The sequence below is a fragment of the Algicola sagamiensis DSM 14643 genome (genome assembly GCF_000374485.1).
Lineage (GTDB): Bacteria > Pseudomonadota > Gammaproteobacteria > Enterobacterales > Alteromonadaceae > Algicola > Algicola sagamiensis.
In genome coordinates, this window is the sequence record NZ_KB894497.1 from 40,082 (window position 1) to 65,355 (window position 25,274).

21 protein-coding genes are annotated in these 25,274 nt (G+C 41.5%); 17 read left to right on the top strand and 4 right to left on the bottom strand.

Going from position 1 to position 25,274, the window contains the following annotated elements; all coding sequences use genetic code 11:
- The first annotated feature begins 26 nt into the window (after positions 1 to 26).
- The 8 genes from pspA to C505_RS0111545 all read left to right on the top strand — a co-directional run bounded on the left by pspA (position 27) and on the right by C505_RS0111545 (position 6,642).
- On the top strand, positions 27 to 686 hold the full coding sequence (gene pspA, locus C505_RS0111510; protein WP_018692763.1) for a phage shock protein PspA: 660 nt from the start codon (positions 27 to 29) through the stop codon (positions 684 to 686).
- Between the two features lie 188 nt (positions 687 to 874).
- Positions 875 to 1,099: an envelope stress response membrane protein PspB gene (gene pspB / locus C505_RS0111515; protein ID WP_018692764.1), complete on the top strand. Its 225-nt coding sequence runs from the start codon at positions 875 to 877 to the stop codon at positions 1,097 to 1,099.
- Complete coding sequence (locus tag C505_RS0111520; protein ID WP_018692765.1) at positions 1,086 to 1,490, top strand: PspC domain-containing protein; 405 nt, start codon at positions 1,086 to 1,088, stop codon at positions 1,488 to 1,490. Before pspB ends, C505_RS0111520 begins: the two co-directional genes overlap by 14 nt.
- Before the next feature lie 23 nt (positions 1,491 to 1,513).
- Positions 1,514 to 2,929 carry a YcjX family GTP-binding protein gene (locus C505_RS0111525; RefSeq protein WP_018692766.1) on the top strand — a complete coding sequence of 472 codons (1,416 nt, stop codon included), beginning with the start codon at positions 1,514 to 1,516 and terminating at the stop codon, positions 2,927 to 2,929.
- Positions 2,926 to 3,909, top strand: coding sequence for a TIGR01620 family protein (locus C505_RS0111530; RefSeq protein ID WP_018692767.1), 984 nt, complete (start codon positions 2,926 to 2,928; stop codon positions 3,907 to 3,909). The genes C505_RS0111525 and C505_RS0111530 overlap by 4 nt, the downstream gene beginning before the upstream one ends.
- 181 nt (positions 3,910 to 4,090) lie before the next feature.
- On the top strand, positions 4,091 to 5,272 hold the full coding sequence (gene megL, locus C505_RS0111535) for a methionine gamma-lyase (RefSeq protein WP_018692768.1): 1,182 nt from the start codon (positions 4,091 to 4,093) through the stop codon (positions 5,270 to 5,272).
- A 199-nt stretch (positions 5,273 to 5,471) separates the two neighbouring features.
- Positions 5,472 to 6,278 carry a phenylalanine 4-monooxygenase gene (gene phhA / locus C505_RS0111540; RefSeq protein ID WP_018692769.1) on the top strand — a complete coding sequence of 269 codons (807 nt, stop codon included), beginning with the start codon at positions 5,472 to 5,474 and terminating at the stop codon, positions 6,276 to 6,278.
- Between the two features lie 10 nt (positions 6,279 to 6,288).
- Entirely contained in the window at positions 6,289 to 6,642 is a 354-nt protein-coding gene (locus C505_RS0111545) for a 4a-hydroxytetrahydrobiopterin dehydratase (RefSeq protein WP_018692770.1), read from the top strand.
- Positions 6,643 to 6,698: 56 nt separating this feature from the next.
- On the opposite strand, the gene hpt is transcribed toward C505_RS0111545, so the two are convergent.
- Positions 6,699 to 7,229 (bottom strand): hypoxanthine phosphoribosyltransferase, encoded by a 531-nt coding sequence (hpt, locus tag C505_RS0111550; protein WP_026317908.1) that lies wholly within the window; start codon positions 7,227 to 7,229, stop codon positions 6,699 to 6,701.
- A gap of 209 nt (positions 7,230 to 7,438) precedes the next feature.
- On the opposite strand from hpt, the gene C505_RS22185 reads away from it, so the two are divergent.
- From C505_RS22185 to C505_RS0111570, 4 genes are all read left to right on the top strand, one after another.
- Positions 7,439 to 7,903: a GNAT family N-acetyltransferase gene (locus C505_RS22185; protein ID WP_018692772.1), complete on the top strand. Its 465-nt coding sequence runs from the start codon at positions 7,439 to 7,441 to the stop codon at positions 7,901 to 7,903.
- A gap of 81 nt (positions 7,904 to 7,984) precedes the next feature.
- On the top strand, positions 7,985 to 8,230 hold the full coding sequence (locus C505_RS0111560) for a hypothetical protein (protein ID WP_018692773.1): 246 nt from the start codon (positions 7,985 to 7,987) through the stop codon (positions 8,228 to 8,230).
- Between the two features lie 269 nt (positions 8,231 to 8,499).
- Complete coding sequence (locus tag C505_RS0111565) at positions 8,500 to 8,865, top strand: TonB family protein (RefSeq protein ID WP_169337035.1); 366 nt, start codon at positions 8,500 to 8,502, stop codon at positions 8,863 to 8,865.
- 219 nt (positions 8,866 to 9,084) lie between these two features.
- Positions 9,085 to 9,741: a hypothetical protein gene (locus tag C505_RS0111570; RefSeq protein ID WP_018692775.1), complete on the top strand. Its 657-nt coding sequence runs from the start codon at positions 9,085 to 9,087 to the stop codon at positions 9,739 to 9,741.
- A 137-nt stretch (positions 9,742 to 9,878) separates the two neighbouring features.
- Here C505_RS0111570 and rapA read toward each other — a convergent pair whose 3' ends face one another.
- Positions 9,879 to 12,800, bottom strand: a complete 2,922-nt coding sequence (gene rapA / locus C505_RS0111575) for an RNA polymerase-associated protein RapA (RefSeq protein WP_018692776.1) — start codon at positions 12,798 to 12,800, stop codon at positions 9,879 to 9,881.
- Positions 12,801 to 13,123: 323 nt separating this feature from the next.
- Between rapA and C505_RS0111580 the strand changes: the two genes are divergently transcribed.
- From C505_RS0111580 to C505_RS0111590, 3 genes are all read left to right on the top strand, one after another.
- Positions 13,124 to 14,518 (top strand): PhoH family protein, encoded by a 1,395-nt coding sequence (locus tag C505_RS0111580; protein ID WP_018692777.1) that lies wholly within the window; start codon positions 13,124 to 13,126, stop codon positions 14,516 to 14,518.
- A 158-nt stretch (positions 14,519 to 14,676) separates the two neighbouring features.
- Positions 14,677 to 18,654: a PAS domain S-box protein gene (locus tag C505_RS0111585; RefSeq protein ID WP_157368985.1), complete on the top strand. Its 3,978-nt coding sequence runs from the start codon at positions 14,677 to 14,679 to the stop codon at positions 18,652 to 18,654.
- Positions 18,641 to 19,558 (top strand): diguanylate cyclase, encoded by a 918-nt coding sequence (locus C505_RS0111590; protein ID WP_018692779.1) that lies wholly within the window; start codon positions 18,641 to 18,643, stop codon positions 19,556 to 19,558. The genes C505_RS0111585 and C505_RS0111590 overlap by 14 nt, the downstream gene beginning before the upstream one ends.
- A 100-nt stretch (positions 19,559 to 19,658) precedes the next feature.
- On the opposite strand, the gene C505_RS0111595 is transcribed toward C505_RS0111590, so the two are convergent.
- Positions 19,659 to 20,213: a DUF2059 domain-containing protein gene (locus C505_RS0111595; RefSeq protein ID WP_211215072.1), complete on the bottom strand. Its 555-nt coding sequence runs from the start codon at positions 20,211 to 20,213 to the stop codon at positions 19,659 to 19,661.
- A 79-nt stretch (positions 20,214 to 20,292) separates the two neighbouring features.
- Positions 20,293 to 21,261: a hypothetical protein gene (locus C505_RS0111600; protein WP_157368988.1), complete on the bottom strand. Its 969-nt coding sequence runs from the start codon at positions 21,259 to 21,261 to the stop codon at positions 20,293 to 20,295.
- 405 nt (positions 21,262 to 21,666) lie between these two features.
- On the opposite strand from C505_RS0111600, the gene C505_RS0111605 reads away from it, so the two are divergent.
- Entirely contained in the window at positions 21,667 to 24,129 is a 2,463-nt protein-coding gene (locus C505_RS0111605) for an esterase-like activity of phytase family protein (RefSeq protein WP_018692782.1), read from the top strand.
- A gap of 410 nt (positions 24,130 to 24,539) precedes the next feature.
- Positions 24,540 to 25,274, top strand: coding sequence for a hypothetical protein (locus C505_RS0111610; RefSeq protein WP_157368990.1), 735 nt, complete (start codon positions 24,540 to 24,542; stop codon positions 25,272 to 25,274).

The following is a 25,274-nucleotide window of genomic DNA, read 5'->3' on the forward strand; positions in this document are numbered from 1 at the left end:
AGGAACAACGATTAGAGGTAAATACTATGGGAATTTTTTCTCGTTTTACAGATATTGTGAATTCTAACATTAACGCGATTTTGGACAAGGCTGAAGATCCACAAAAGATGGTTCGTCTGATCATTCAGGAAATGGAAGACACGCTTGTTGAAGTTCGTTCAGCGTCTGCAAAAGCAATTGCAGAACGTAAAGAGCTTGAGCGTCGTGAGCAACGATTACAAGCTGATGCTGAACAATGGCAAAATAAAGCGACGCTTGCACTGAGTAAAGATCGTGAAGACCTTGCTCGAGCTGCGTTAATGGAGAAACAAAAAGCAACTCAATCATTCGAAGCTCTCCAGAAGGAACTTGAGCGTGTCGATGATCATATTGCGAAATTATCTGAAGAAATCCATGCACTTCAGGAAAAACTAGCAGATGCGAAGGCTCGTCAAAGTGCAATGTTACTTAGACAACAAACGGCATCAACGCGCTTGGATGCAAAAAAACAACTCACTGCAACGAAAACGCAAGATGCACTCTTAAAGTTTGAGCAATACGAGCGTAAGATTGATCACTTGGAAGCGGAAGTTGAATCTCATGATTTAGGGAAAAAATCTCTCTCAGATGAAATCGCTGAGTTAGAATCTCAGGACCAGGTTGATCAAGAGCTTGCTGAGCTGAAGAAGCAACTCAAAGACAAATGACAGGTCCCTGCTGAAAATGAATCGTATGATTTTCAGCAGGAGCAATAAAAATAATTAAAAGTAAAGATTCATGTACCATGGCACTGTTTTTATCAGAGGCATGACAACGATTAAGAAATTGATACGCGCAAAGCGAACGATAGCAGTCAATTGATCAATGATGATCATTGTCATGTGGAGGAAGAAATATGGAAGAATTGTTGGTCATATTTGGTGGGGTTGTTGCAATCGTATGGCTCAACCTTCATTACGGAATGAAACGAAGGCAGGCAACAGGCTTGTCACCAGAAGAACGCACACAGCTCCATGCACTTGTTGAGCAAGCAGATAAAATGGCTGATAGGATTGAGTCTTTAGAGAAAATCCTTGATGCCGAGTCGCCGGACTGGAGGGAGAAACATGGATCTGAATAAATTTAAATTTTTTCATGTAAAACGCTACCCTGATCAAGGCGTTATTTTTGGAATTTGTGCTGGATTTGCAAAGCAGTTGGATGTTAGTCCTGTTTATGTTCGTGCTTTCTTCGTGCTCGGGTTTCTTTTATCGGCAGGACTATTTTTTTGGGGATACATCATCTTGCGCTTCTTATTAGATGAAGCTTATGAAACACAGTGGCATGATACGAGTGATCAAATACATTCACATTATAGTAAGAAGCATGAACGGCTGGCTGGGCCACAGGTGAGTTTTCAAATCAGTGATGTCAGTGACAAAATGACACAGCTTGAAAACCGATTAAGGTTGATGGAATCTTATGTGACCTCCAAAAAGTTTGCATTAGATAGGGAATTTAAGAAACTATAAGTAGGAGGTCTGTTGTTGTTCATATGAAAGACAAATTCAAATCAACACTGAAAAAAGCCGGTGAAAAAGCCAATAAACTCGCACAAACCGCTGCCGAACGACGGCTTCGTGTTGCTGTCACAGGCTTGAGCCAAAGCGGTAAAACTGCATTTATCACATCACTTGTTCACCACTTAACATCGGAAGGGAGTGCACAACACTTTCCATTTTTTGATGTGATGCTAGAAGGACGCTGGCTGGGGGGAAAGATAGCCCCCCAATACGAGTTGAACGTACCTCCCTTTCCGTATAAACCCGCTTTACAGTCGGTATTTTCCGATCCGCCGCAGTGGCCGGAGTCGACAAAAGGGATCACGCAAGTTTCTTTGGAAATCCGGTTTCTCACTGAGCATCCGATTAAAAAAAGCCTCGGCGCATATAGCACGATTTATCTCGACCTTATTGATTACCCGGGTGAGTGGTTGCTCGATCTTTGTATGTTGCGCTTAAGTTTTAAAGAATGGTGTCAGCTGATTTCGAATACGATGCATGGCCAGAAAAAAGAATTCGCAGCTGAATTCATTTCAGCATTGGACTTGCTTGATATTCATGCAGGCCACGATCCAGATGAAATCAAGCAACTTTCTGATTTGTATAAAGGTTGGATGGTCAAGGCCCGTTCAGCACAGCTAGGTTATTTATTTCTTCCTGGGCGGTTTTTGCTACCTGGGGATCTGGATGGCGCACCAATGTTAGACTTTTTTCCGGTATTAGATTGGCACACGTTGCCAGATGTGATTGAGGGAGAACGCCACAGTACACTTCAAGAGTTAAATACTCGATTTGAAGCTTACAAGAAGCATGTCGTCATGCCATTTTATGAAACTTGGTTTAAGCGGATTGATCGCCAAGTGGTACTTGTTGATTGCCTGTCTGCGCTGAACCAGGGACATGAGTCCATGAATGAGATGCTTGAGTCTGTCGAGTTGATTTTGAAGAATTTCTCCTATGGCCAAACAAGCTGGCTTGCCCGGATCGTGAAACCCAGGATCAGTAAAATCCTTGTGGCAGCAACCAAAGCGGATCATGTGACACCCGAGCAGCATGAAAACCTCGTTTCGCTCATACAAGATATGACTTCCTTATCACGGAAAAATGCAAAGTTTGAAGGCATTGAAGAAAATGCAATTGCCTTGTCGTCAATCCGTGCGACAGAACATGGTGAGGTTGAAGACAGTGGCGCACTATACAGCTGTATTCAAGGAACAACACCTGATGGGAATAGAAAAACGTTGTTTCCTGGCGATGTTCCCAACTATTTTCCTACGCCGCATATCTGGCATACACACAATTTTGACTTTCCAACTTTCTTACCACCTAAATTACCCGTAGCAAGTGAATTACCTCATATTCGCATGGACCAAGCATTACAGTTTTTAATTGGAGATAAGCTGGTATGAGTCAGGAACCAAAACTCAATCCTTCTAAGTCTTTTCAGTCTGACTTCAAAAAAGCGGATGAATCATCACCACTTCAGTCATCAAAGTCATTTGATGGCTCTGCATATGGTGAAGGGTTGATACAGTCTCCCCACGAAGAAGAATTGCAATCAAGGCGTATTTCTAAAGGAAAGACTGGCATTGTCAAATGGCTTGTCATTGGACTCATCACTTGGTTGGTTGCGGAACTTGGGATATCTGGGTACACGGCTTGGCAGGCTTCGCCGTATTTAGGTGGGGTATTCGCAGGTATCATCGGGCTGATCCTTGGGTGTGGCATCATTTTGGTCGTGCGGGAGATTCGGGAGCTGAAACATTTAAAAGCCGTTTCTATTCGTCGTTCGCATGTCCAGAGTCATGGGATTTCATCAAAGGAAATAGTGAAGTTATTAGCCCAAGAGCCTCTTTTGAATCATTATCAAAAACAGAAAAATGCTTGGCGGCAAAGCATAATGGATCACCACAATGCTGGCGAAGTCTCGGCGTTATTTGAACGCCATGTTTTATCTCAAATCGACAAGGATGCAAAAGTGCTCATTGAGAAAACGGCAATGCAAACTGGGTTAATGGTGGCCGTGAGTCCTTTTGCCTTAATGGATATGATTATTGTTTTATGGCGAGGACTGTGGCTGATTGGAGAAGTCTCTTCACTGTATGGTATGACACTTGGGTATTGGGCGCGTATTCGTGTTCTGAAATCGCTCATGAAGCAAATGCTCTTGGTGGGGACGACTGAATTGGTGACTGATATGGGTAGTACGTTGCTCAGTTCTGAAATTGCAGCAAAACTTTCTCTCAAAGCTTCACAGGGTATAGTTTCCTCAGTTTTTATGGCGAGAATGGGATTTAAAGTCATCAATGAAGTTCGTCCAATTCAAGCTTTAGAAGCAAAAAGTTCCATCACAAAACTCACTACTTCTTTGCTTAAGAAGCTCGGTTAGGGATCTGCGATCCCTACTCCTCAATAATGAATTATTGAGGGCTTCACTATCTCTGTTGGATAGAGAACTTTACAAAATGATGAATCGTTTTTAGAAAAAAAAACCTAAAAATCAGTCTAATTATTGATTCTTCTGTTCCTATTAGAGAGTCTTGTTTTAAAACATAAAAATAAGGCGCTATATGTCAAATGCATACAAACCTGAAACGCTCTGTATTCATGCGGGCAGGGAACACGCTCACCCACATGGTGCGCTGACAACTCCTCTCTACCAGACATCAACTTTCGTTTTTGAGAATGCTGCGCAAGGTGCTAGGCGCTTCGCTGGGGAAGAAGAAGGGTATATTTATACCCGTTTGGGAAATCCGACAACAGCGGAGCTGGAAAATCGTGTTGCGGCACTTGAAGGTATGCAGGCGGCAGCAGCAACAGCAACCGGGATGGGTGCTGTATCGGCATCAATCATGGCTTTTGTTGCTGCGGGTGATCATATTATTGCTTCAAAAGCTGTGTATGGTTGCACATTTGTTTTTTTAAGCCACCTGTTGGAGAAGTTTGGGGTTGAGGTGTCATTTGTCGATATGACCGATCATGAAGCAATTCAGACAGCCCGAAAGCCTCATACTAAATTGATCTTTTTGGAAACACCTGTGAATCCGAATTTGGTAGTGATTGACTTAGAATTCGTTGGACGTTTTGCAAAGCAACATCAGCTGGTTTCCGTGGTTGATAACACCTTTTTGACGCCTTTATATCAGAAGCCAGCGGCTTTTGGCATTGACCTGGTTATCCATAGTGCGACGAAGTATTTGAATGGCCATGGTGATGTTGTTGCAGGTATCGTTGTTGGTGATACGGAGCGTATTTCTCACATTAAGATGACAACACTAAAGGATATGGGGGCAACGATTAGTCCTCATGATGCATGGTTGATACTACGTGGCTTAAAAACACTGGCATTACGTATGGAACGTCATTCGGATAATGCGCAGTGCGTTGCTGAGTATTTGCAAAAACACCCTAAAGTAAAACGTGTGGATTATCCAGGTCTCAAATCGCATCCTGGTTATCGCTTTATTGGACAGCAAATGAAGCGAGCAGGTGGGGTGTTGTCATTTGAGATAAATGGTGGTGTCTCACATGGGGAGGCTTTCATTAATGCAACAGAATTATGGACGCTAGCTGTAAGCTTAGGAGACGCGGAATCTTTGATACAGCATCCTGCTTCGATGACTCATTCAACTTATACCTCTGAGGAGAGAAAGTTGGCTGGGATATCAGATGGGTTAATCCGTTTGTCTACAGGGCTGGAACATGTCGAAGATCTGATTCTTGACCTAGAAAAAGCACTAAAGAAAATTTAATTCGTAAATATAATTTTACAAAATTCGTTGAAGCTATATCTAATAGGCTTTAAAATCAGTGTAAACATATTTTTACAAGTAAAAATATGTTTACACTTGACATAAAAACGACATAATCGAATTCATGCCAGACTATTCTTTTGAGTCTCAGCTCGTTCTACTATCGACACATCAGAACAATTTATGGAGTGCGTGAAGAATGGCAAAATCAAGTCAATATGTATCAAAACCGTTAGAAGCCGATGGTAGCATCCTTTGGACACCAGAAGAGAATGATGTGTGGCATGCATTGTATTCTCGTCAGATTGGAAATATCCAACATAAGGCTTGTGATGAGTATCTTGATGGCTTGAAGATTCTTAATTTGCGCTCCGATGGCATTCCACATATGGAAGAGCTGAACAGTGTTTTGCGAGAACGCACAGGCTGGGAGTGTGCTGCTGTCCCAGCGTTAATCGATTTTGATGAATTTTTTCGTTTATTGGCCAACCGGAAGTTTCCGGTTGCGACATTTATTCGTCGCAGAGAAGATTTTGATTACCTACAAGAACCCGATATATTTCATGAAATATTCGGACACTGTGCGATGCTAACGCACCCAGAGTTTGCGGAATTTACACATCGATATGGACAGCTGGGGTACGAAGCAAGTAAGGAAGACCGTGTTTTTCTTGCTAGACTGTACTGGTTTACCGTGGAGTTTGGCTTGATCAGGAATACAGATAACGAGCTGAAGATTTACGGTGGTGGCATTTTATCTTCACCTGGAGAAACCGAGTACGCTTTCAATAGTGAAGTACCGGAGCGTCGAGAGTTTAACATTGTGGATGTGTTAAGAACGCCATACCGAATTGATATCATGCAGCCGATTTACTACTGCATTGAGAGTATCCATCAATTGTTTGAGTTGAGCCAAATGGATATCATGCAATATGTGAAAAAGGCGAAAGCCCTTGGATTATTTGAGCCAAAATTTCCACCAAAAGAAAAACGATTAGTGAGCTAAGGATAAATTCATGTCTGAATTATTACAGCAAAAATGTGAAGCATGTCGTGCGGATGCACCGAAAGTATCAGATGAAGAACTCGGTGAGTTAATACGGCAGATCCCAGATTGGACACCGTTGACTCGGGACGGAGTTTTACAGTTGGAACGCGTCTATAAATTTAAGAACTTCAAACAGGCGATTGCTTTTACAAACGCAATTGGAGATATGGCTGAGGCTGAATTTCATCATCCGGCACTATTGACCGAGTGGGGTAAAGTCACAATCACTTGGTGGACACACGCCATTGGTGGCTTACATAAAAATGACTTTATCTGTGCAGCAAAAACAGATGCGATTTTCGAAAGTCATGCGCAACAGTAATATGAATGAAAAAGAGAGGATTTAATTCTCTCTTTTTCATGCGGAATTATAAATCGTTAGTCTAGTGGAACAACTTTTCCAATATAAGGTAGATTGCGGTACTTCTGTGCGTAATCGATGCCTACACCGACTACGAACTCATCTGGAATACTAAAGCCAATCCAATCAACGGGAACGTCTACTTCGCGGCGTGAAGGCTTGTCAAGCAACGTACAAATCCTTAATGATTTTGGCTCACGCAGGGTGAGAATCTCTTTGACCTTGCTGAGTGTATATCCTGTATCAATAATATCTTCAACGATTAAAACATCTTTCCCTTTAATGTCTTCATCCAGATCTTTCAAAATTCTTACATCACGATTGCTCTCCATGCTGGAACCATAACTGGAAGCGGTCATAAAGTCGACGATATGATTGACTTTCATTGCTCGGGAAAGGTCTGCCATAAAGACATAAGAACCTCTCAGCAGGCCGACAATCATGAGATCATCAGTGTTATCGTAATGTGCAGACATTTCTTCTGCGAGTGCTTGAATTCTTTCTTGGACGTCTTTTTCAGAAATCAGAACGTCGACTCTATGTTTCATGTTGTAACTCATCAAATGTTGTTGGATGCCACGGGGGCAGATCATATCAGATTTTTAAGTATATGGTATGAGATGAAGGTCTGCTCTGTGCGATATTTATGTCGTAGAATAGGGCTAGAGTCATATTCTCACTTAAAAAGCTGATTACAGATCATGGTCTTACTGATTGGTGTGAATTAGAATGGGGTCAAAATGGAGATTTAGATAGAATGAATATTCAACGTGCAGTTCCTGCTGATTACCCAGAATTACTTGCTGTATGGGAAGACTCTGTTCGTGCAACCCATGAGTTTGTCAGTGAAAAAGATATACAAACGTTTAAAAAGATCATCCCAGAACAAGGCTTTCCTGCGGTAACTCTTTATTATGTTCAAAATGAATCGAAAGAGATCCTGGGATTTATTGGAATCGCTGGGGAGTCTATCGAAATGTTATTTGTTCGCAATCAGGCTCGAGGTAAAGGAATCGGCATGTATTTACTCCTTGATGCCCTAGAAAATCATGGGTGCCGATGCGTGGATGTCAACGAACAAAATCAACAGGCGATTGGCTTTTACCAGCACCTTGGTTTTGAAGTTATCAGCCGCTCCCCAACCGATGGAATGGGAAAACCCTACCCAATCTTACATATGCAACGAAATGATCCGGTTGAAATTGCAAAATTAGAGATTTGATTAAATACCATTCATCCTAGGTTCATGCATGGTTTCATATTCTTTTCAATATATTGATACAAACCAAGGTAGGACGAAACAATGAAATATGCACTTTTCGGTTTTTTGTTTGCAGCAAATGGCTTCGCTTTTGATGAAATGGAGGATTTTCATATGCAAACGGAGGAGCTGGTATATGTTTTTGCTGGCGAAAAACATATAAAGACTTATCAATCTATTGTTGAAGGTAAAGTCGAAGATGGTTGTTATGTTTTTAAAGTGAAGAGAAGAATCAAGGAGAGGGAAGTACGTGTCTGTACACCTTATATTGTTGAATCTGTGAAATGATAGTATTGCTTTATGCTAGTCATAACATAAAAATAATACTATTTTCTTAATATGCTCGATTAATTTTTCGTTTTGAGCAATGAGGGAATAGGTATCTATTGTTGAATGGTTATTGACTTAGTATGAAGCGATTGAACACTTTTGTGGTATTGATATGTATTTTACTCCTTTCTTCATGTGCCATGATCCTTAAGTGGAAGGCACCTGAGCATGAAATACATATCAGGGAAATAACTCAAAAACAGAGATTATGGTACATTGTTAACAAAGTGTATCCTGAATATCATCGCGAGCTTGCTGAGCGACGTGTTTCTGGCTGTCTCAAAGTAAAAATAGGCATTAACCAAGACGGTGAGCCACAATACTTTAACATTTCTCAATCTTTCCCCCGTGACCTCTTCAATAAAGAGCTTTTAAAAGCGACAAAGCGCTGGAACTTTGAACCACATGAAAGTAACACTAGAAAGAAACCAGGGTGGCTTACCTTTGAAGTTGTGATCTTAACGAAAGGTGCGACAAATCAAGGGAAATTTGAAAAGATTTGCCGATATCCTGTCCCAAAAAAGAAGGAACAAAGTAAGGATAAAAGCAAAAATGAGGATGTCTTGAGCATGATCGCTTTCCTGGATAAATGACGTGATTAAAATGAAGTGTTAAAAAGTTTAAATTGAGTACAAATTAATACTTTTCAAAAGCTATCATTGTCTATATAATGCTCGATAGTTACAAAATGTTAACCAAATTTAACTTTTCAGCTTTATTGTGGTTTTTACACGTCGTCGATTTTAGTTTGATCACGGGAGTGTAACCCTCAATAATGTTTCATTCAGTCAGTGGTATAGATAGGTTGTCAGATGTTCAAGCAGTTTGAACGGTCGCTTACAAAATCAGAAAAGCGGCTGATTTCAATGAAGATCAAAAGAAGTAGAAGAGATTTTGCTGTACTTGCACGGTTAATCTCATTTTTTAGTGCTGTTGTTGGGTTAGCAACAGGCTGCTTGATCGTAATGATGCACTCACCAAATAGTACGATGCCATTGTTTAGTATCGAGGTCTTATTTACAGCATTCAGTTTTGTTGCTGGTGGTCTTATTTATACGTACCTACCCCATCGCCGATATACAGTGGCCTTACAGGAGGCCTTAACGCTGGATTCGATTCAAGTCACTCAAGTTCGTGCCTCGGATTACGTCATTTTGAGAGACTCGGACTTTGAGTGTTACGCATTTCAAATTCATGATGAATCCATCTTGCTGACGCGATCTGATTGGGTAAGCTCAGATCAGTTCCCATGCCTGGATTTTGATATATTACGTATCCCAGGTGGCTTTGATTTACCAAGATTAAATAGTCAGTTTGTTCAGCCATCAGCAGTTTATGAAGGGCTGTTAACAGAAGAGTTGTTCCAATCTGATCAAGTTGTCCGAATTGAAGGGCCTTTATCTGAAGTGATATCAACCATGAAAAAACGGGGATACTTTGAAGGTGATGCAACACTTGCGTTTGCTTAGGCAGCGCTTGAAAACCTATATTCTTTGTTGCATGTCATAGATAGATACAGGTTCAGCAGTCATATGGAAATATCTACAGAATACTCATGATTGAAGCGGGCCACTGCCTGATTGGCAGCGACCTGAAATAAAAATGTTTAGCCATGAGAAACAACAATTAAACGAATTGCATCCAGCTTTAATTGCGTTTTCATTATAAATTCATCCATAGACGTTTTTTGTTTATTCAAGAACCAGATTTCATCGTCTCGAACATTCGGATTCATTTGTTTGAGTGCCTGTAAACGTTCCAGTTCGGCATCTAATGCCTGATGCACTTTCCCCTTTGCTTTTTCCTGAATATCAGATAATTGCTTTTCTGCTTCAGTCAATGCATTCGGTAATAGGTTATGAATGACGCTTTGTAATGCTGCAACAAGTTTTGAGCCTGTCTGACGGCCGACTGGTTTTAACTGACGATTGAAGGTGTCGAAAGGCACATTCGCAGAAAGATCTTTCCCTGACTTATCCAACAAGAGTCGAATAGGTGTATGCGGTAAGTAGCGGCTGATTTGTAATTCGCTTGGGGCCGTCACTTCTGCCACATACATGAGCTCGACAAAAAATGTCCCAGCAGGCAGCGCTTTGTTGTTGAGCAATGCAACAGAACTTGAACCAAGTTCGTCACCAGTAAACAAGTCAATTGCCCCTTGCACCATTGGATGATCCCAAGTGATAAAATGCATATCTTCCTGAGAAAGTGCCGTATCTCGGTCGAATGTGACGGTGATCCCATCATCACGTAAGCACGGGAATGTTGGCATTAACATATGCTCTGAAGGGGTCAGGACAATCGCATTATCACCCTTATCATCCTGATTGATACCAAAGACATCGAACACCTTCAACATAAATGTTGCTAAGTGTGTTTCATTGTCGATTGTTTCAATTGCGTCAGCGAGCTTTTCGCCTGCACCACGTCCACTGGAATTGAGTTCTAGTAGTCGATCGCGACCTTCCTCCAGTGCCTTTTTCAGTGAATGATGTTTGGTGTTTGCATCATGAATGAGTTGTGTATGACTTTCCTCTTCTTGACTTGAATACTCAGACAAAAGTTCCAATAACCGTTCACCGTATTCTTTATAAACAATAGAACCAGTTGCACAGGTATGTTCAAATGCTTCCAGTCCTTCATGATACCAGTGAAATAACAGTTCTTGAGATGTCTCAGAAAAGTAAGGAATATGAATTTGAACAGACTCAGTTTGGCCGATACGATCAAGCCGGCCAATTCGTTGTTCGAGTAGGTCCGGGTTAAGAGGCAAGTCGAATAACACAAGGTGATGTGCAAATTGGAAGTTTCTGCCTTCGCTACCAATCTCAGAACAAAGAAGTACCTGAGCGCTATCTTCATCCTGTGCAAAGTATGCGGCTGCTTTATCACGCTCAATCAGACTCATTCCTTCATGGAATACTGCTGCACGGATGGCTTCTTTATCGCGGAGGGCTTGCTCTAACGTCAGTGCTGTTTGTGCATGCGCACAAATGACCAGTACTTTCTTTTCTTTCAGAGATTTTAATGTATCAATTAACCACTCAACACGTGGATCAAAATGCCACCAAGTTGCATTTTCTCCTTCAAATTCCTGATATATTTGCTCTGGAAATAGTGCTCGTATGGCCTTTTGTTCTAGACAGTGGCCATTTGAAAACTGGCCAGAGACACTAATTGCTGTTTTGTACTGACTGGGCAGCTCGACAGGATGTGGGTTGACGATACGCTCAGGAAAGCCTTCAACGCCAGAACGTGAGTTTCTGAATAATATCCGGCCTGTACCATGTCTATCCAATAACTGTTGAATCAAAGATTGTTTGGCTTGTGCAACACGCTCTGGCTCACTCGACTCAGTTGTGAGTGTATTCAATTCATGACTGATATCAGACTCTTTGAGGAGTGCTTGAATCGTTTGCACCGCTTTGTCAGAAAGCTTTTTCTCAACCAGAAGTTCATTTGCTGCTTCAGCCACTTCATTGTAATGCTTTTCTTCTTCAACAAACACGTTGTAGTCATAAAATCGATCTGGGTCGAGCAGCTTCAAACGTGCAAAGTGACTTTCGTGGCCGAGCTGATCGGGTGTTGCAGTTAAGAGGATCAGCCCATCAGTATCTTTTGCTAAGTCTTCAACCCGGCGATATTCGGTATTCGGCTTGCTTTCTTCGCAAACGAGATGGTGGGCTTCATCTACGACAAGTAAATCCCACTCAGCTAACGTTGCTTGTTCAAACCAGCGTTTTTTCTTCGATAAAAACTCCATGCTTGTGATGACGAGCTGTTCTGTTTCGAAAGGGTTCGATGATTCTGCAAAAGCTTCTGTACAACGTTCATCATCAAAAATAGAGAAATGAAGGTTAAAGCGGCGGATCATTTCGACGAGCCATTGGTGTTGTAAAGACTCTGGAACAACAATAAGCACTCTTTGAGAGAGCCCCGAAATGATCTGCTGGTGGATAATCATCCCTGCTTCGACTGTTTTACCCAAACCGACTTCATCAGATAGAAGAACACGTGGGGCATAACGTTTTCCAACCTCTTCAGCAATATGGAGCTGGTGCGGGATCAAACTTGCACGAGAACCAATGAGTCCACGTAAAGGGGATTGATGGTGCTGATGCTGATTTGCCCAGCACTGTTGACGTAAGACATACCAGTCAAAACGATCAATTTGACCTGAAAAAAGGCGATCTTGTGGCTTGTTCATTTTGAAAAAGTGATCCAGCATCACTTCTCTTAATTGAACATCAGACTCCTGTGTGTCCTGTCGGATGCCGATATAGGTGACAAGCCCTTCACATTCATCAATGTGCTCGACAACCATAGACCAGCCTTCAGCACTTTGAATGGTGTCACCTGGATTAAACAAAACGCGCGTAATCGGTGCTTCACTCATGGAATAAAGGCGCTGCTCACCAGTTGCGGTGAAGAGAATGGTTACCATTCGGCCTTCAATATTAACCACAGTACCGAGTCCCAAATCTGACTCAGTATCACTTATCCAACGTTGACCAATGGCATAACTCATAGGTTGTTTACAATCTCTCGTTCTATTCGGACTTTGAAGAAAAGGGCGCTATGTTACCCCTAAAGTGCATTCGATGCACCTGTGAAATTTTAGCCAATATTATGCGGGATCTCTTTTCCCGTGATTGCCGTTCCTTGTCGTGTTTTTTCAACTAAGATTAAGAAAGTAAATGATTTAACTCATTGATTCAAACAGGAAAAAAGGAGGGGGTGAAATTAAAACTTTAGTATTAATAAATTAAATCAAATTGACGATTGAGTACGGAAAATCCACTCAAAATCAAGTGGTATGAATTTTTTGTACGTAATTTGAGGGTATATTTCATGGGAAAACACCAGCTATCGGAAACGAAACTCTACGTTCTCGACACGAATATTCTGCTGCATGAACCCTTCGCATTTCTTTCTTTTCAGGAACACGATGTTGTGATCCCGATGACGGTTTTAGAGGAGCTGGATCATATCAAAGACCGCCGAAAGGACGTCAGCAGAGACGCTCGAACAGCTATTCGTGCTTTAGAAGATGTTCTTAAAGATGCTGCACCAGAAGATATGTTGCAGGGGGTGAAGATGCCTCAGGCTGAAATGGGCAGGCTGGAGCCGGGAAAACTAATGATTGTGAATGATCATTATGTCGATGAACATGTTGGTATGTTACCCGGTGGAGAAAATGATCACCGGATCATCAATGCAGCTTTGCATTTGCAAAAAGTGAAAGCACCACGGAAAGTTGTGCTGGTCACAAAAGATATCAATATGCGCATCAAAGCAAAAGGTGCTGGGCTTTCTCATGTTGAAGATTATCGAACGGATCAGCTGATTGATGATATTCGCTTTCTTACTAAGGGGTTTGAGAAAGTTGAAGGAGATTTCTGGGCTAGGATTAAAAATGTTTCCAGTATGACAGAAGGAAGGGAAACCATTCATACGGTTGCACGAGATGCGATCCCAACGGTGTATATCAATGAATATTTACTGGATGAAACAGAGCAATTTGCGGCACGAATCTGTGAGATCCATCAAGATAGTGTGAGTTTTGTCGATTTAGGTCGTGAACGACTGCTGGCACGAACGGCATGGGGCATATCTCCCAAGAATATTTATCAGGCGATGGCACTCAATGCTTTACTGGATACGGATATAGAACTTGTGATCCTGACAGGACCCGCTGGAAGTGGTAAAACTTTATTAGCTTTGGCAGCGGCACTGGAGCTAGTCATTGAAAAAGGATTTTACGATAAAGTGATTGTGACCCGAAATACGCCAGAAATAGCAGAATCTATAGGATTCCTTCCAGGTACAGAAGAGGAGAAAATGGCGCCTTGGTTGGCTGCGATAACGGACTCTTTGGAAGTACTCCATAAGCATGATGAAAACCCGCACTCCAGCTTGAATTACATTATGGATAAAGCCAACATCCAGTTCAAGTCGGTTAACTTCATGCGAGGAAGAAGTATTCAAAATGCAATTGTTTTGCTCGATGAATGTCAAAACTTAACCGCCTCGCAATTGAAAACCATTATCACACGATGTGGTGAAGGAACGAAGTTGATCTGCTCTGGGAATCTGGCTCAAATAGATAGTAACTATCTTACAGCTGTTTCATCCGGCCTGACGTATATCGTCGAACGCTTTAAGAATTTCACGGGGAGTGCAACGATACATTTAAATGGTGTTGTTCGTTCACGTCTTGCATCATTCGCGGAAGAAAACCTTTAAAAATTTGAATGAGATATGTTTACTTCGAACAGGGATGTTTTACACTGGGGGACAATTGAATAGGTCGGTTCATCATGTGAGATCTTCGATTCATGCTTGGATCATCAGGATATGACGTTTGATGGATAAAGTTTCTGAAGTCAGTATTGGAATATGAAGTGGTTAATCTGAATTTCTCTTCGCAACACACAATGGAAGCGATCAGTCGATACTATCGCATGACGGTTTATTCCTACCTCGTCATTCTCGCAGTCTCATTGCTTACTTCTCTTTATTTTTTTCTATCCTGGGTTGAAGAGAAAGAAGAAAGCACTTCTGATCTTAATCACGTTGTTGCCAGTCAGTTTGATAGGCACTTTGAAGACTCCTCCCGGTTTTTAACAGGTGCACGCTACCTTGCCGAAAGTGCGCTCCAAAAAAAGGAAGAAACGCCTGCGAAACTTCCACCGATTATAAGAGATAGAAAAGACCAATATTATTTGAATTGGTCTCAGATGATTGATGGGGATCCAGATAAATTTGGGACAACGTGTGGTTATTATCGCACGGGAGGGGATGAGCATCTGAAGCAGGAATGGAGCATGATCAAGTCACTGAATGGGGTCATGTCCGTTGCTCAGGGCATGTTACCGGAATCTATCTGGATTTATTACCTTTCACGAGAGCAGTTTATCCATATCTACCCACCGGTTTCCCCCAAAAATCCTTTGTGTGGTGTCCATTTATTATCCTCTCAAGTTTTTCGGATGAATACACCAGAAACAAATCCAGACCAAAGTGTACAAACGACAAATGCTGCACAAGATATGGCAGGAAAGGGGGTCATGTTTTCTCATACGGTCCCTGTTTATGCCAATGGAGAATTTCGTGGTGTCCTTGGTATCGACTTTCGAACACGAGAGTTGAGCGCAATGGCACAGCGCCTTTTGCGGAATAAAGGTGAGTTTGTTTTATTTGATAAAGGAAATAGTGTTCTCGCACATTCCTCATTTGTACAAAACCTCCCGGAAAAAGCGTATTCGGTTCAAGATATGTTGCCCAAATCTTTATCTGTCAATGCAATTTCGATGTTGCGTTCAGGTCCCAAAAAAGGATATGTTGGCGGCTATTATGTGGAAACTCGGACTTTGGAAACTTTGCCATGGACTTTGGTGTATTATCAACAGGCTTCTGAGTTTATTGCTCCAATCTTTCTTCGATTTATTATTCAATTTTTAATTTTATTTGGTGGGCTTTCCTGTTTACTGTCATTAGTTTATAGCTTAACCAGACGTATATTCGTCAAACCAGCTTCACAGCTTATTCATTACATTGAGCAAGCTGCAAATGGTGATGTTGTGATGCGAAAGCCTGCACCACTTGGGTGGGAAACATGGTTTAACTCTGTCTATCAGGCCTTTATTCAGAACAAAGAACTCATGCGGCACCTCCGCGATCAAAATCGTCGGTTGGATTATATCGTTGAAGAAAAAACGAATGCACTGAAGCGCTCGACGGAAGCGAAAGAGAGAAATTTAGCACTCCTGAAATCAATTATTAGAGCGATTCCAGATCTGATTTTCTTTAAAAACGTTGATGGTACATACCTGGGATGTAATCGAGCATATGAAGCTTTCTTAGGTGTGAAAGAAGAGCAAATTATTGGTAGCCGAGCCAGTGGTTTTTTTAACCGAGAGAAAGCTCGGCTGATTGATGAAGAAGACCAAATGGTGCTCGATGAAGGCTGCTCAAGCCGACGAAGTGAGTTGGTGACATATCCTGATGGAAGTCAGAAATATCTAGATATTCTCATCACCCCTTTTTTTAATGAGCAGGAAAAGATGCTGGGTGTCATTGGGATCGGTCGGGATATTACGGAGCTTCACGAAACATTAAGGGCATTGAGACAAAGTGAAAATAAATTTCGTAGTGCAATTGAATATGCTGCGAATGGGATATGTTTGTTATCTCCAGAATTTGCAATTCTACAAGTGAATGATGCATTTTCTGATATTTTTTCTCTTACAGATAAGCAGGCGTATGGCCGTTATTTTCCTGCACTTTTCAGCCCAGAAGAACGCGCAGAACTCACGGAAGATCTACAACGATTGTTGGTTGTTGAGTGGGACTCATTCAGTAAGGAATTTCGAGCAAGAACCGAAGACAATCGAGAGGTGTGGATCTTGCTTAGTGCTTCTCTGGTTTGGGATGAGCAGAAACAGCCTCTGTATATCATTGTTCACCTTCAAGATATTAGTGAACGGCGGTTGATTGCAAAGGAGCTTTCCATTGCGAAAGAAGAAGCAGAACGTGCAAATAATGCGAAAGGGCAATTTATTGCCAATATGAGCCACGAAATTCGAACGCCGATGAATGCCGTTATGGGCATGCTTCAACTGTTGGAAACAACAGAGCTAAACGCACAGCAACGAGATTTTGTGAAGAAAGCAGAGCGTTCAGGCAATGCACTGATGCAAGTGATTAATGATATTTTAGATTTTTCAAAGATGGAAGTTGCGAAACTTCAACTCAAGCATGAACCGTTTTATCTCTCAGAAGTCATCATCCAAGCAGTGATGCTCAATGCATTGACTGCCCAGCAGAAAGGGATTTTTATTGATTATAAATTGGATTTAAAGCTCCCGGAAATGTGCATTGGCGATTCAATCCGATTAGGACAGGTATTTACAAATCTACTGCATAATGCAGTGAAGTTTACCGACTCAGGTAAAATCACGATTGGTGGTGCATGTATGGAGAAAGATGAACAATCCTGTGAGCTATATTTTTTCGTGGAAGATACGGGGATTGGTATCTCAGAAGAGATGAAACCGAGGTTGTTTAGTGCATTTGAACAGGGTGACAGTTCAATAACACGTCAATATGAAGGTTCAGGTCTTGGTCTTGCGATTTGCCAAGCAATTATTCGGCTTATGGGTGGTTCGATACATGTGAAGTCGACACAATATAAAGGCGCTCGCTTTGAATTCACGGTAAAGTTAAAACATGTGCCTGCTAAGGCAATTTCACCAGACTGGAAGTTACCTCTTCAAGTATGTTTAGATATCTCTGATAAACAAGTATTTATTGCAATGAAAAATAAGCTGAGGCAACTTCAGGTTACTTGCCTCAGTGTGCAGGATATCCAACAGTCTCAGTATGAACTTGCTGACATACTGATCGTGACGGATCAATATGAAACTTTACAGAAGTTAATCCCGCCAGAGCGGTTAAAGCAGATATCAATTCAATATATTGATACAGGGAAAAATCAAAGATTACCGAATGAACTTCCATTTCCAGTGATCCGATGGCCTGTCAGCGCTGCACAACTTCGAGATTTCTGGCGTTCTTCCAACCGCCAACATTTGCAAGAGAATATTCGAGGCGGTCTCTTGGAAGGAAAGCGTATTCTTATTGCAGAAGATAATGAAGTCAATCAACAACTTGTTGAGCTGATGCTGCTACAGGCTGGAGCGACTGTAACCGTGGTTTCTCATGGTCAAGCTGCATTAGAGGTGCTGCACAAAGAAGCTTTTGACGCTGTCTTGCTCGATGTTCAGATGCCGGGTATGGATGGGTTGAGTACAGCCCGTGCTATCCGCGTCCAGCAAAAGTGGTCTCGATTGCCTATACTTGCAATGACGGCACATTGTTCGGAAGAAGACAAAATAAAGAGCGAAAGGGCTGGTATGGATACGCATTTAACCAAACCAATATTAAGAGAGACATTGTATCAAATACTCTCAATGTTGATCCATCAAGGAAGGCGACATCAGATAGATTGGTTTGATTGGGCATTTGCACTTAAGCAAACGCAAGATGATCGTCATTCACTTTTAAAACTCCTGCAAACTTTTATTCAAAGAATAGAAGGCGAGCCAGAGCGGATGTTAGAGGCATTCCGTCTCAATCAGCGAAACGAGCTAAAACACAGAGTTCATACACTGAAAGGCATGGTTGGAAACCTTGGCCTCGTGTACATTTATCAGGAAGTCCAAACATTTGAGGATGAGTGGAGAAATGAATCGGTTACATTTGAACGGTTAATTCCTCTGATTGATGCGCTGTATTTTAGTATTGAACAAATGAAGTCACTCGTGGGACGCGAGAAAGAAATCCAGGAAAAACAGATAAGCACAGATGAGCCAGTATAACGAGCAATCGAAGCAACCAAAAATTTTGATTGTCGATGATGATCCTGTCAATGCGGATATGCTGAAGTATGCCTTAGCAAAAGAGAATAAGGTAGAGATTGCTAGTACAGGCAAGGAAGCACTCGCGACATGTTTCCGTTCCCCGGTTCCGGATTTAATTATTCTTGATATTCAGCTTCCAGACTTCGATGGTTTTGAAATCATTACTGAGCTGAAAGCCAGTGAAGAAACAAAGCATATTCCAGTCATGTTTGTCACGGCGAGGGAAGGTGCAGACGATCAGGTGAAGGGCCTGGAGCTTGGTGCAATGGACTATATTATCAAGCCCTATGTACTTCCAATTGTTGTTGCCAGAGTCAGAAATCAATTGGCGTTAAAACAGAAGAATGACTTGCTTGAACGATTAGTCTCGATGGATGGTTTAACTGAGATCCCCAATCGAAGGTTTTTTGAGCAAATGCTGGATCGAGAATGGCGTCGAGGTATGCGAATGTTGCAACCATTATCGATTATCATGATGGATATTGATCATTTCAAAGCATTTAACGACAATTATGGACACAGGCAGGGAGATAATGTGCTCATAGCCGTTGCTCGTTGCATTGATAGTTGTGTCCACCGCGGGGCTGATTTGGTTGCCCGATATGGTGGAGAAGAGTTTGTTGCTTTATTGAGTGATACAAAAATTCAATCTGCCTGCCAACTGGCGGAAGGTATCAGAGAAAAAGTAGAATCGCTGGCTATCTCTCATGAATATTCATCGGCAAGCTCTGTTGTGACGATTAGCTGTGGTGTTGCCACCTTGACTCCCAGCCGAGGGATCATGGTGGATGAACTGATTAACGCTGCCGATAAACAACTATACTGCGCCAAAAACTCAGGAAGAAACACCGTTTGCTCATAAATGAAATCTGCTTTGAATAGGTTAGGTCTTTTTCTTCATGATAACTCAACAAAAGTCTCAGCCAGCTCGAAGAGCTGACCGAAAAAAGTGAGGATACTTCTTAGTCCGTACTTTCTTTTACTTTATTTTTTGTTTCTTCGATGGCAGCTTCTGCTTCTTTTGCTTTTTTCGCGATTTCCTCAGAAACAGCTTTTTGAAGCTCCATTTGGATAGCCTGTAATTTAGGAAGTGTATTCTGTAGTACTTTGCCAGAGATATCCATGCTTTCTTTCATTAGCTCTGGTGCTTTTTGTAAAAGCTTTTGACCTGCTTCTGTTTTATAAAATGCCAAGATTTCTTTCATCTCAGATTCAGTGTAAGTTTTCATATACAGCTCAGTTAAAGGCTGTTTCAACTTTTGCCAGTCCAGTTCTTCCTTGAGTACTTTCTGCATTTTTTCGATGTGAGATTCGACTTTCGGCTGCATGTCTTTTGGAAGGCGCAATTCTTTCATCGACGTGATAAATACTTGCTCAATCTGGGTATACGCTTCGGTCAGAGATGACTGAGCATTGGTTGTTTCTAAGAGTTTTTCAGTCAGTACTTTGTGGGAAGCTTCATCAGCATAAGTTGCTGTCGATAATGTCAGTAAAACAGGAAGTAGAAAACGTTTCATCATTTAAACCAAATTAAATTATTTTCATGATTACATTAATTTCACGATTGTATTCCTTTTGTGATTAGAAAGGAATGGCTTATTTTCGTTTTCGCTTGGGGCGTTTCACTTTTTCGACACGATACATTTTTCCAAAGACGTAACTTTCTGATGAATCGGCAACTTTAGCCATTGGTAATAATTCAGGACCGACAGGTTCGGCCAGAATATAGTGGATCCCATTGTGATTGATCCATTGATCTTGGCCAACATGGGCAATTTGCAAGCCAACGAGTGTATGGTTTGGGATGTAAATCATTGCAACTCCCAGTTTCGGATACATGGCTTTTGCGAGTGATGCAAATAGTGTTGATTTGCTGTCACAATCACCAAGATTACGGTAGAGCAGTTTATTTGGTGGAATAAACCCTGCATTTTTATCGGCTTCGGATACCTGATCATGATAAGGAATTGATTGAACAAATGACAGAACGATAGAGAGCATTTTTTTGGAACGGATCCGTCCATACTTTTTTTTAAATGCCTCTTTTATTGGCTTCAATAGTTCGATACTTTCCGCTGCAAAACGGCCATGGTCTGGGTTTACACCTTCGACGCCAAACGGATCGATATAAGGAGAGAAATAGTTGTTTTTCAGGAACTCATCAAAGCTTTCCTGCTGTGCTTTACGGAGTGTTTGAAGAACGGCCAGTGAAGATTCTTCATCCACACTACTTGCTTCAACCTGAATACCTGCCTGGGTGAGAGAAAGCTGCACACGGATATCTCTCGGGTCAAACGTTGAGCTAATTTCCCTGAGTTGTTTTAAAACAAACCGTTGTGCTGCAGACTGCCGATAGGCTTTAAAATGACGAAAGGTACCATAGAGGACTTCATTATCCATGACAAACCCTATTTGGTGTTCTGTCCCTTTGCCATCTCGCCAATGATAGTTGAACTCAGTGGTATTTTTATCACGCTCAAGATTGAAGTTGATTTGTTCCGCTCGCAATAAAGGAGTGAACAATACAAAGGCAGTGAGGTAGCAGACGATCCGCATTATTGACACACAAAATTTCCATCTCCCAATCTTTAGTATTTGTGTAATAGGAAATAATGCCAAATTTCTTGGTTATTTATTCGTATGTGAATTGGAGTAAGTGCTGGGCAGTATATAAAAAAGACAAAAAAAAGCCGATATTTCTATCGGCCTAACTCTCTGCGCTAGCAATTATGCGGTGATAATTGATACCTGTAATATCAGACACAGCTTGTTGAAAAGAGTTCAGTCATTTTCGATTTTTTTGTCTTTTTCTTTTGATTGACCAAGAGATAAACAGCTAAAGTTTAGAATTTCAAAAATGAATCAGAAAATGTACCGATTTTAATATTTTTTAATGTTGTCATGATCCTTTCATCTGTCATTGGCAGGATGTTCTCCTTGCCTTCGTTTGGGAATTAAAAAGAGAAAGATATGATATTTCAACACAATCAATTGACACGGATCTTGTTACTTAGTTTCGGAAGTTTTGTGCTCAGTGGGTGTTCTAGTGATAATGCGAATGACCAATCTGTGAAATCCTATGATATGGTCACATTGGTCAAACGAGCGGTTCTTCCTGCGGATACATTTTCAGCAGGGACAACGTCTGGCACAGGATTGGGGAAAACTCAAATTAATGGCCAGACAGTGCCATTTCAACTCAAACAACCCGTTCAGGGTTTTTCGTCAATGATCCGGCAATCCGATGGAACGTACCTTGCCATGGCTGATAACGGTTTTGGTACATTGGAAAATTCAGCTGACTTTGAGCTGCGTGTTTATCAACTGGATCCGGATTTTGAGACGCACCAAACCATTAATGAGCAGCATGCTTTTACGCTCTCTGATCCAAATAAAAAAATCCCGTTCGCGATTACCAATCAATTTAGTGAAAACAGAGTGCTGACGGGTGCTGACTTTGACATAGAATCAATGCAACGCGCTCCAGATGGTACGTTTTGGTTTGGTGATGAGTTTGGGCCTTTCTTATTGCATACAGATGCACAAGGAGTTTTACTCGAAGCCCCGATTTCACTTCAAGTGAATGGCAAGTTATTACGGACGGCTTTACACCCTGACTTTGAAGAAGGTGCAACGGTAAGAGTGATGAACGCTTTCTCTCAAGTTGATGATTCATCTCAAGTGCAAAACCCACCGACTGTTCGTCCAGTATTTTCCCCCTGGCATGTCCATTTAATTTTGGAAGACTGTATGGATACGGCAGGGAAATTAAACAATAAACCTGGATGTATGACGCAGCCATACTCTCGTGGCAATAAGACACCACAAGGGTATCAATACGCACCAGAAGAAATCTTTGACTTAAAGTCAATTCAAAATGCGGGATATCCTGTTGTCACTTGGACAGTCAACGATTCCAAACGAATGAAGCGTCTCATTGAAGCAGGTGTTGACGGTGTGATATCAGATAGACCCGATCTGTTGTTGGGTGAGATACGTGGTAACGAAGCGATTGCGAAAAGACTGCTAACAGAAGATGGTTTGATTGATCCGAATCTCTTTGATGCACAAGGGCATCGTGGTGCCAGAAATTTAAAACCAGAAAATACCCTGCCAGCATTTGAAGTCGCCCTCGATTATTTGATGAATACACTGGAGACCGATACTGGTATTACTCGAGATGGACAAGTTGTTTTAAGCCATGACCCCGTGATCCATCAAAAGTTTTGTCAATTTGTCGGTGCTGGAGAAACACCGGAAGAACCATTGATTAAATCGCTTACCCTCGCTGAGATACAAGGCAATTATGTATGCAATAAATTGACTCGCGGCGCGTCTCAAACCGATTCAATCCCACCGGTCACAGAAGCATTCGTCCGAGATAAAGGGCTCAATCATGCGTATATGATGCCGTCACTTGATAATTTATATGACTTTGTCGACTTTTACGTCACGTATTATACGACTGGTGCTGGTCGAGGTATGAGTGACGCTGAGGTTCGTGCTAAAAATGCAAGTCGTGTTCGTTTTAATCTTGAAACGAAGCGAAATCCAAGACAGGATTATGTGCATAAAACGGTGGATACAGAAACATTCGCAAAAACAGTGGCTGCAAAGGTAATGAGCCGTCAGAAGGAAAATAAAACGACGATCCAGAGTTTTGACTTCAGTACATTGCTTGTGACACAAAAACAGTATCCACAAATCAGAACGGTCTATTTGTTTGGGGACTTTCCTAGTGCTGTTCAGGATGATGGAACAAACTTGGAGCCTGAAGCAGGAACCAGCTCTCCATGGATGCCAAATGTAAAATGGCCTTGGCGAGATACCCGTTATAAGGTGCAGCCAGAAGTGCAAATCTCTGGTGGCTTTGAAGGAGTGGCAATGTCTCATGATGGAAAGTATTTGTATCCAGCTCTTGAGAAGCCGTTTATTTCTCAAAAGGATAGCGGCCTTGTTTCTATTTATGAATTTGATATTGAGCAGAAAGCCTATACAGGAAAGAAATTCCAGTATGCGTTATCTAAACCTGAAAATCGCATTGCTGAATTCACTTTATTTAACGAAATGCAGGGCCTCATTGTCGAAAGAGATAACACTCAAGCAGACTTATCAGGGTTTAAGCAGGTTTTTCACATCGAATTGAAAGAAGATGGGACAGTTGAAAAAAACTTGCTGGTGGATTTGATGAAAATTGCAGATCCGAATAAAGTCGCGAAAGGAGAAACGGGCGATCTTGGAATTGGTAATGGCTCATTTGCGATGCCCTATATGACCATTGAAAGCATTGCAATTGTTGATAAAAACCACATTGCTGTGATGAATGACAATAATTTTCCATTTTCTGTTGGACGCCATGTGGGAAGTGGTTCACCAGATGATTCAGAAATTGTAATCTTATCTTTACCGCAGCCATTACCTCTCAAGCAGTAATCTATTCATGGAGAGAGGAATACTCTCTCCATGATTCACAACTCTTTCAGGGTTTAATAACAACTATAGAATGAGAGTGAAATAACCATTTTCGGTAATTTGGGTGAATTTAACTCATTCTTTTTTCTATTTTTTACATCATTTTCAATTTTTTACAACGATATTTATCCAATTGAGTTGCTAATTTTTTCTTATCTTGTCAAGATCAGCCCAGCTCAATTCAACTTTGTTTTCATTGTTTCTTTATCGTTCAAGATATTTGTGACCAATGCAGTTGTATATTCCTTGCTATCACTAGATCTAAAAAGGGGAAGTGATTACAATTGCGCGTCTTTTCTTCAATGGATGAAGACAGTTTGAGTGAATCACTTTTTCGCAAATAAGAATAAACCATGTGGGGATGTTGGGCTGTGAAAGCTTTCTGTTTATTCAGTCTTTGGATTGGACTATTTTTTTCACAAACAGTGAAGGCATTGTCGTGTCATCAGGAAATGAAGCCTCGCTATCAAGTCAATACGGTTCAGCTTGAACGGTTGCTAAAGGGTTCAAAAAAGTTTAAATCCCTGCCGAAATTGGTATTGGATTATGGAAAGGGCAGATATCTATTTCCTATAGAATGGGCTGAAGGGGGGCGTCATCACATCGGGCTTTGGTTTGCGAATGTGAATCACGGATTCATGACACGACTCGCAAAAGGATCTCAAAACATTCAATGCTCCATTGTGCAAGATGATGAAGTGCTATTAATCACGCAGCTATCGACTGAGCATCAAGGAGTCGGATATGAAGGTTTTTATGTCAGCATAGTGAAAGATGATAAAATGGTGCTTCATGAGAAAAAGTTGCTAAAAACAGGGTTCTCGACAGAGCCTGGCGTGAATCATACTCGTTGCCCAAGCAATCGTCGTAAGATCCTCAAGGCAAGCAAAGTAGAACTCATCGAGTTTGATATGGAAAAACGAATGACGATTCATATGGAGCTATGGCAGCAAGACTGTTTTTCTCGGCATGCACAGCGTGTATCGAAACGCTGGGAAGTGGATGGTAAACATGTGTCGCCGGCGACAACGGCTGTTGCACATTCATATTCTGAGCAACCAAATCCTGAGCATCCAAATACGGAACGCACATTCAATCGTAGTTAA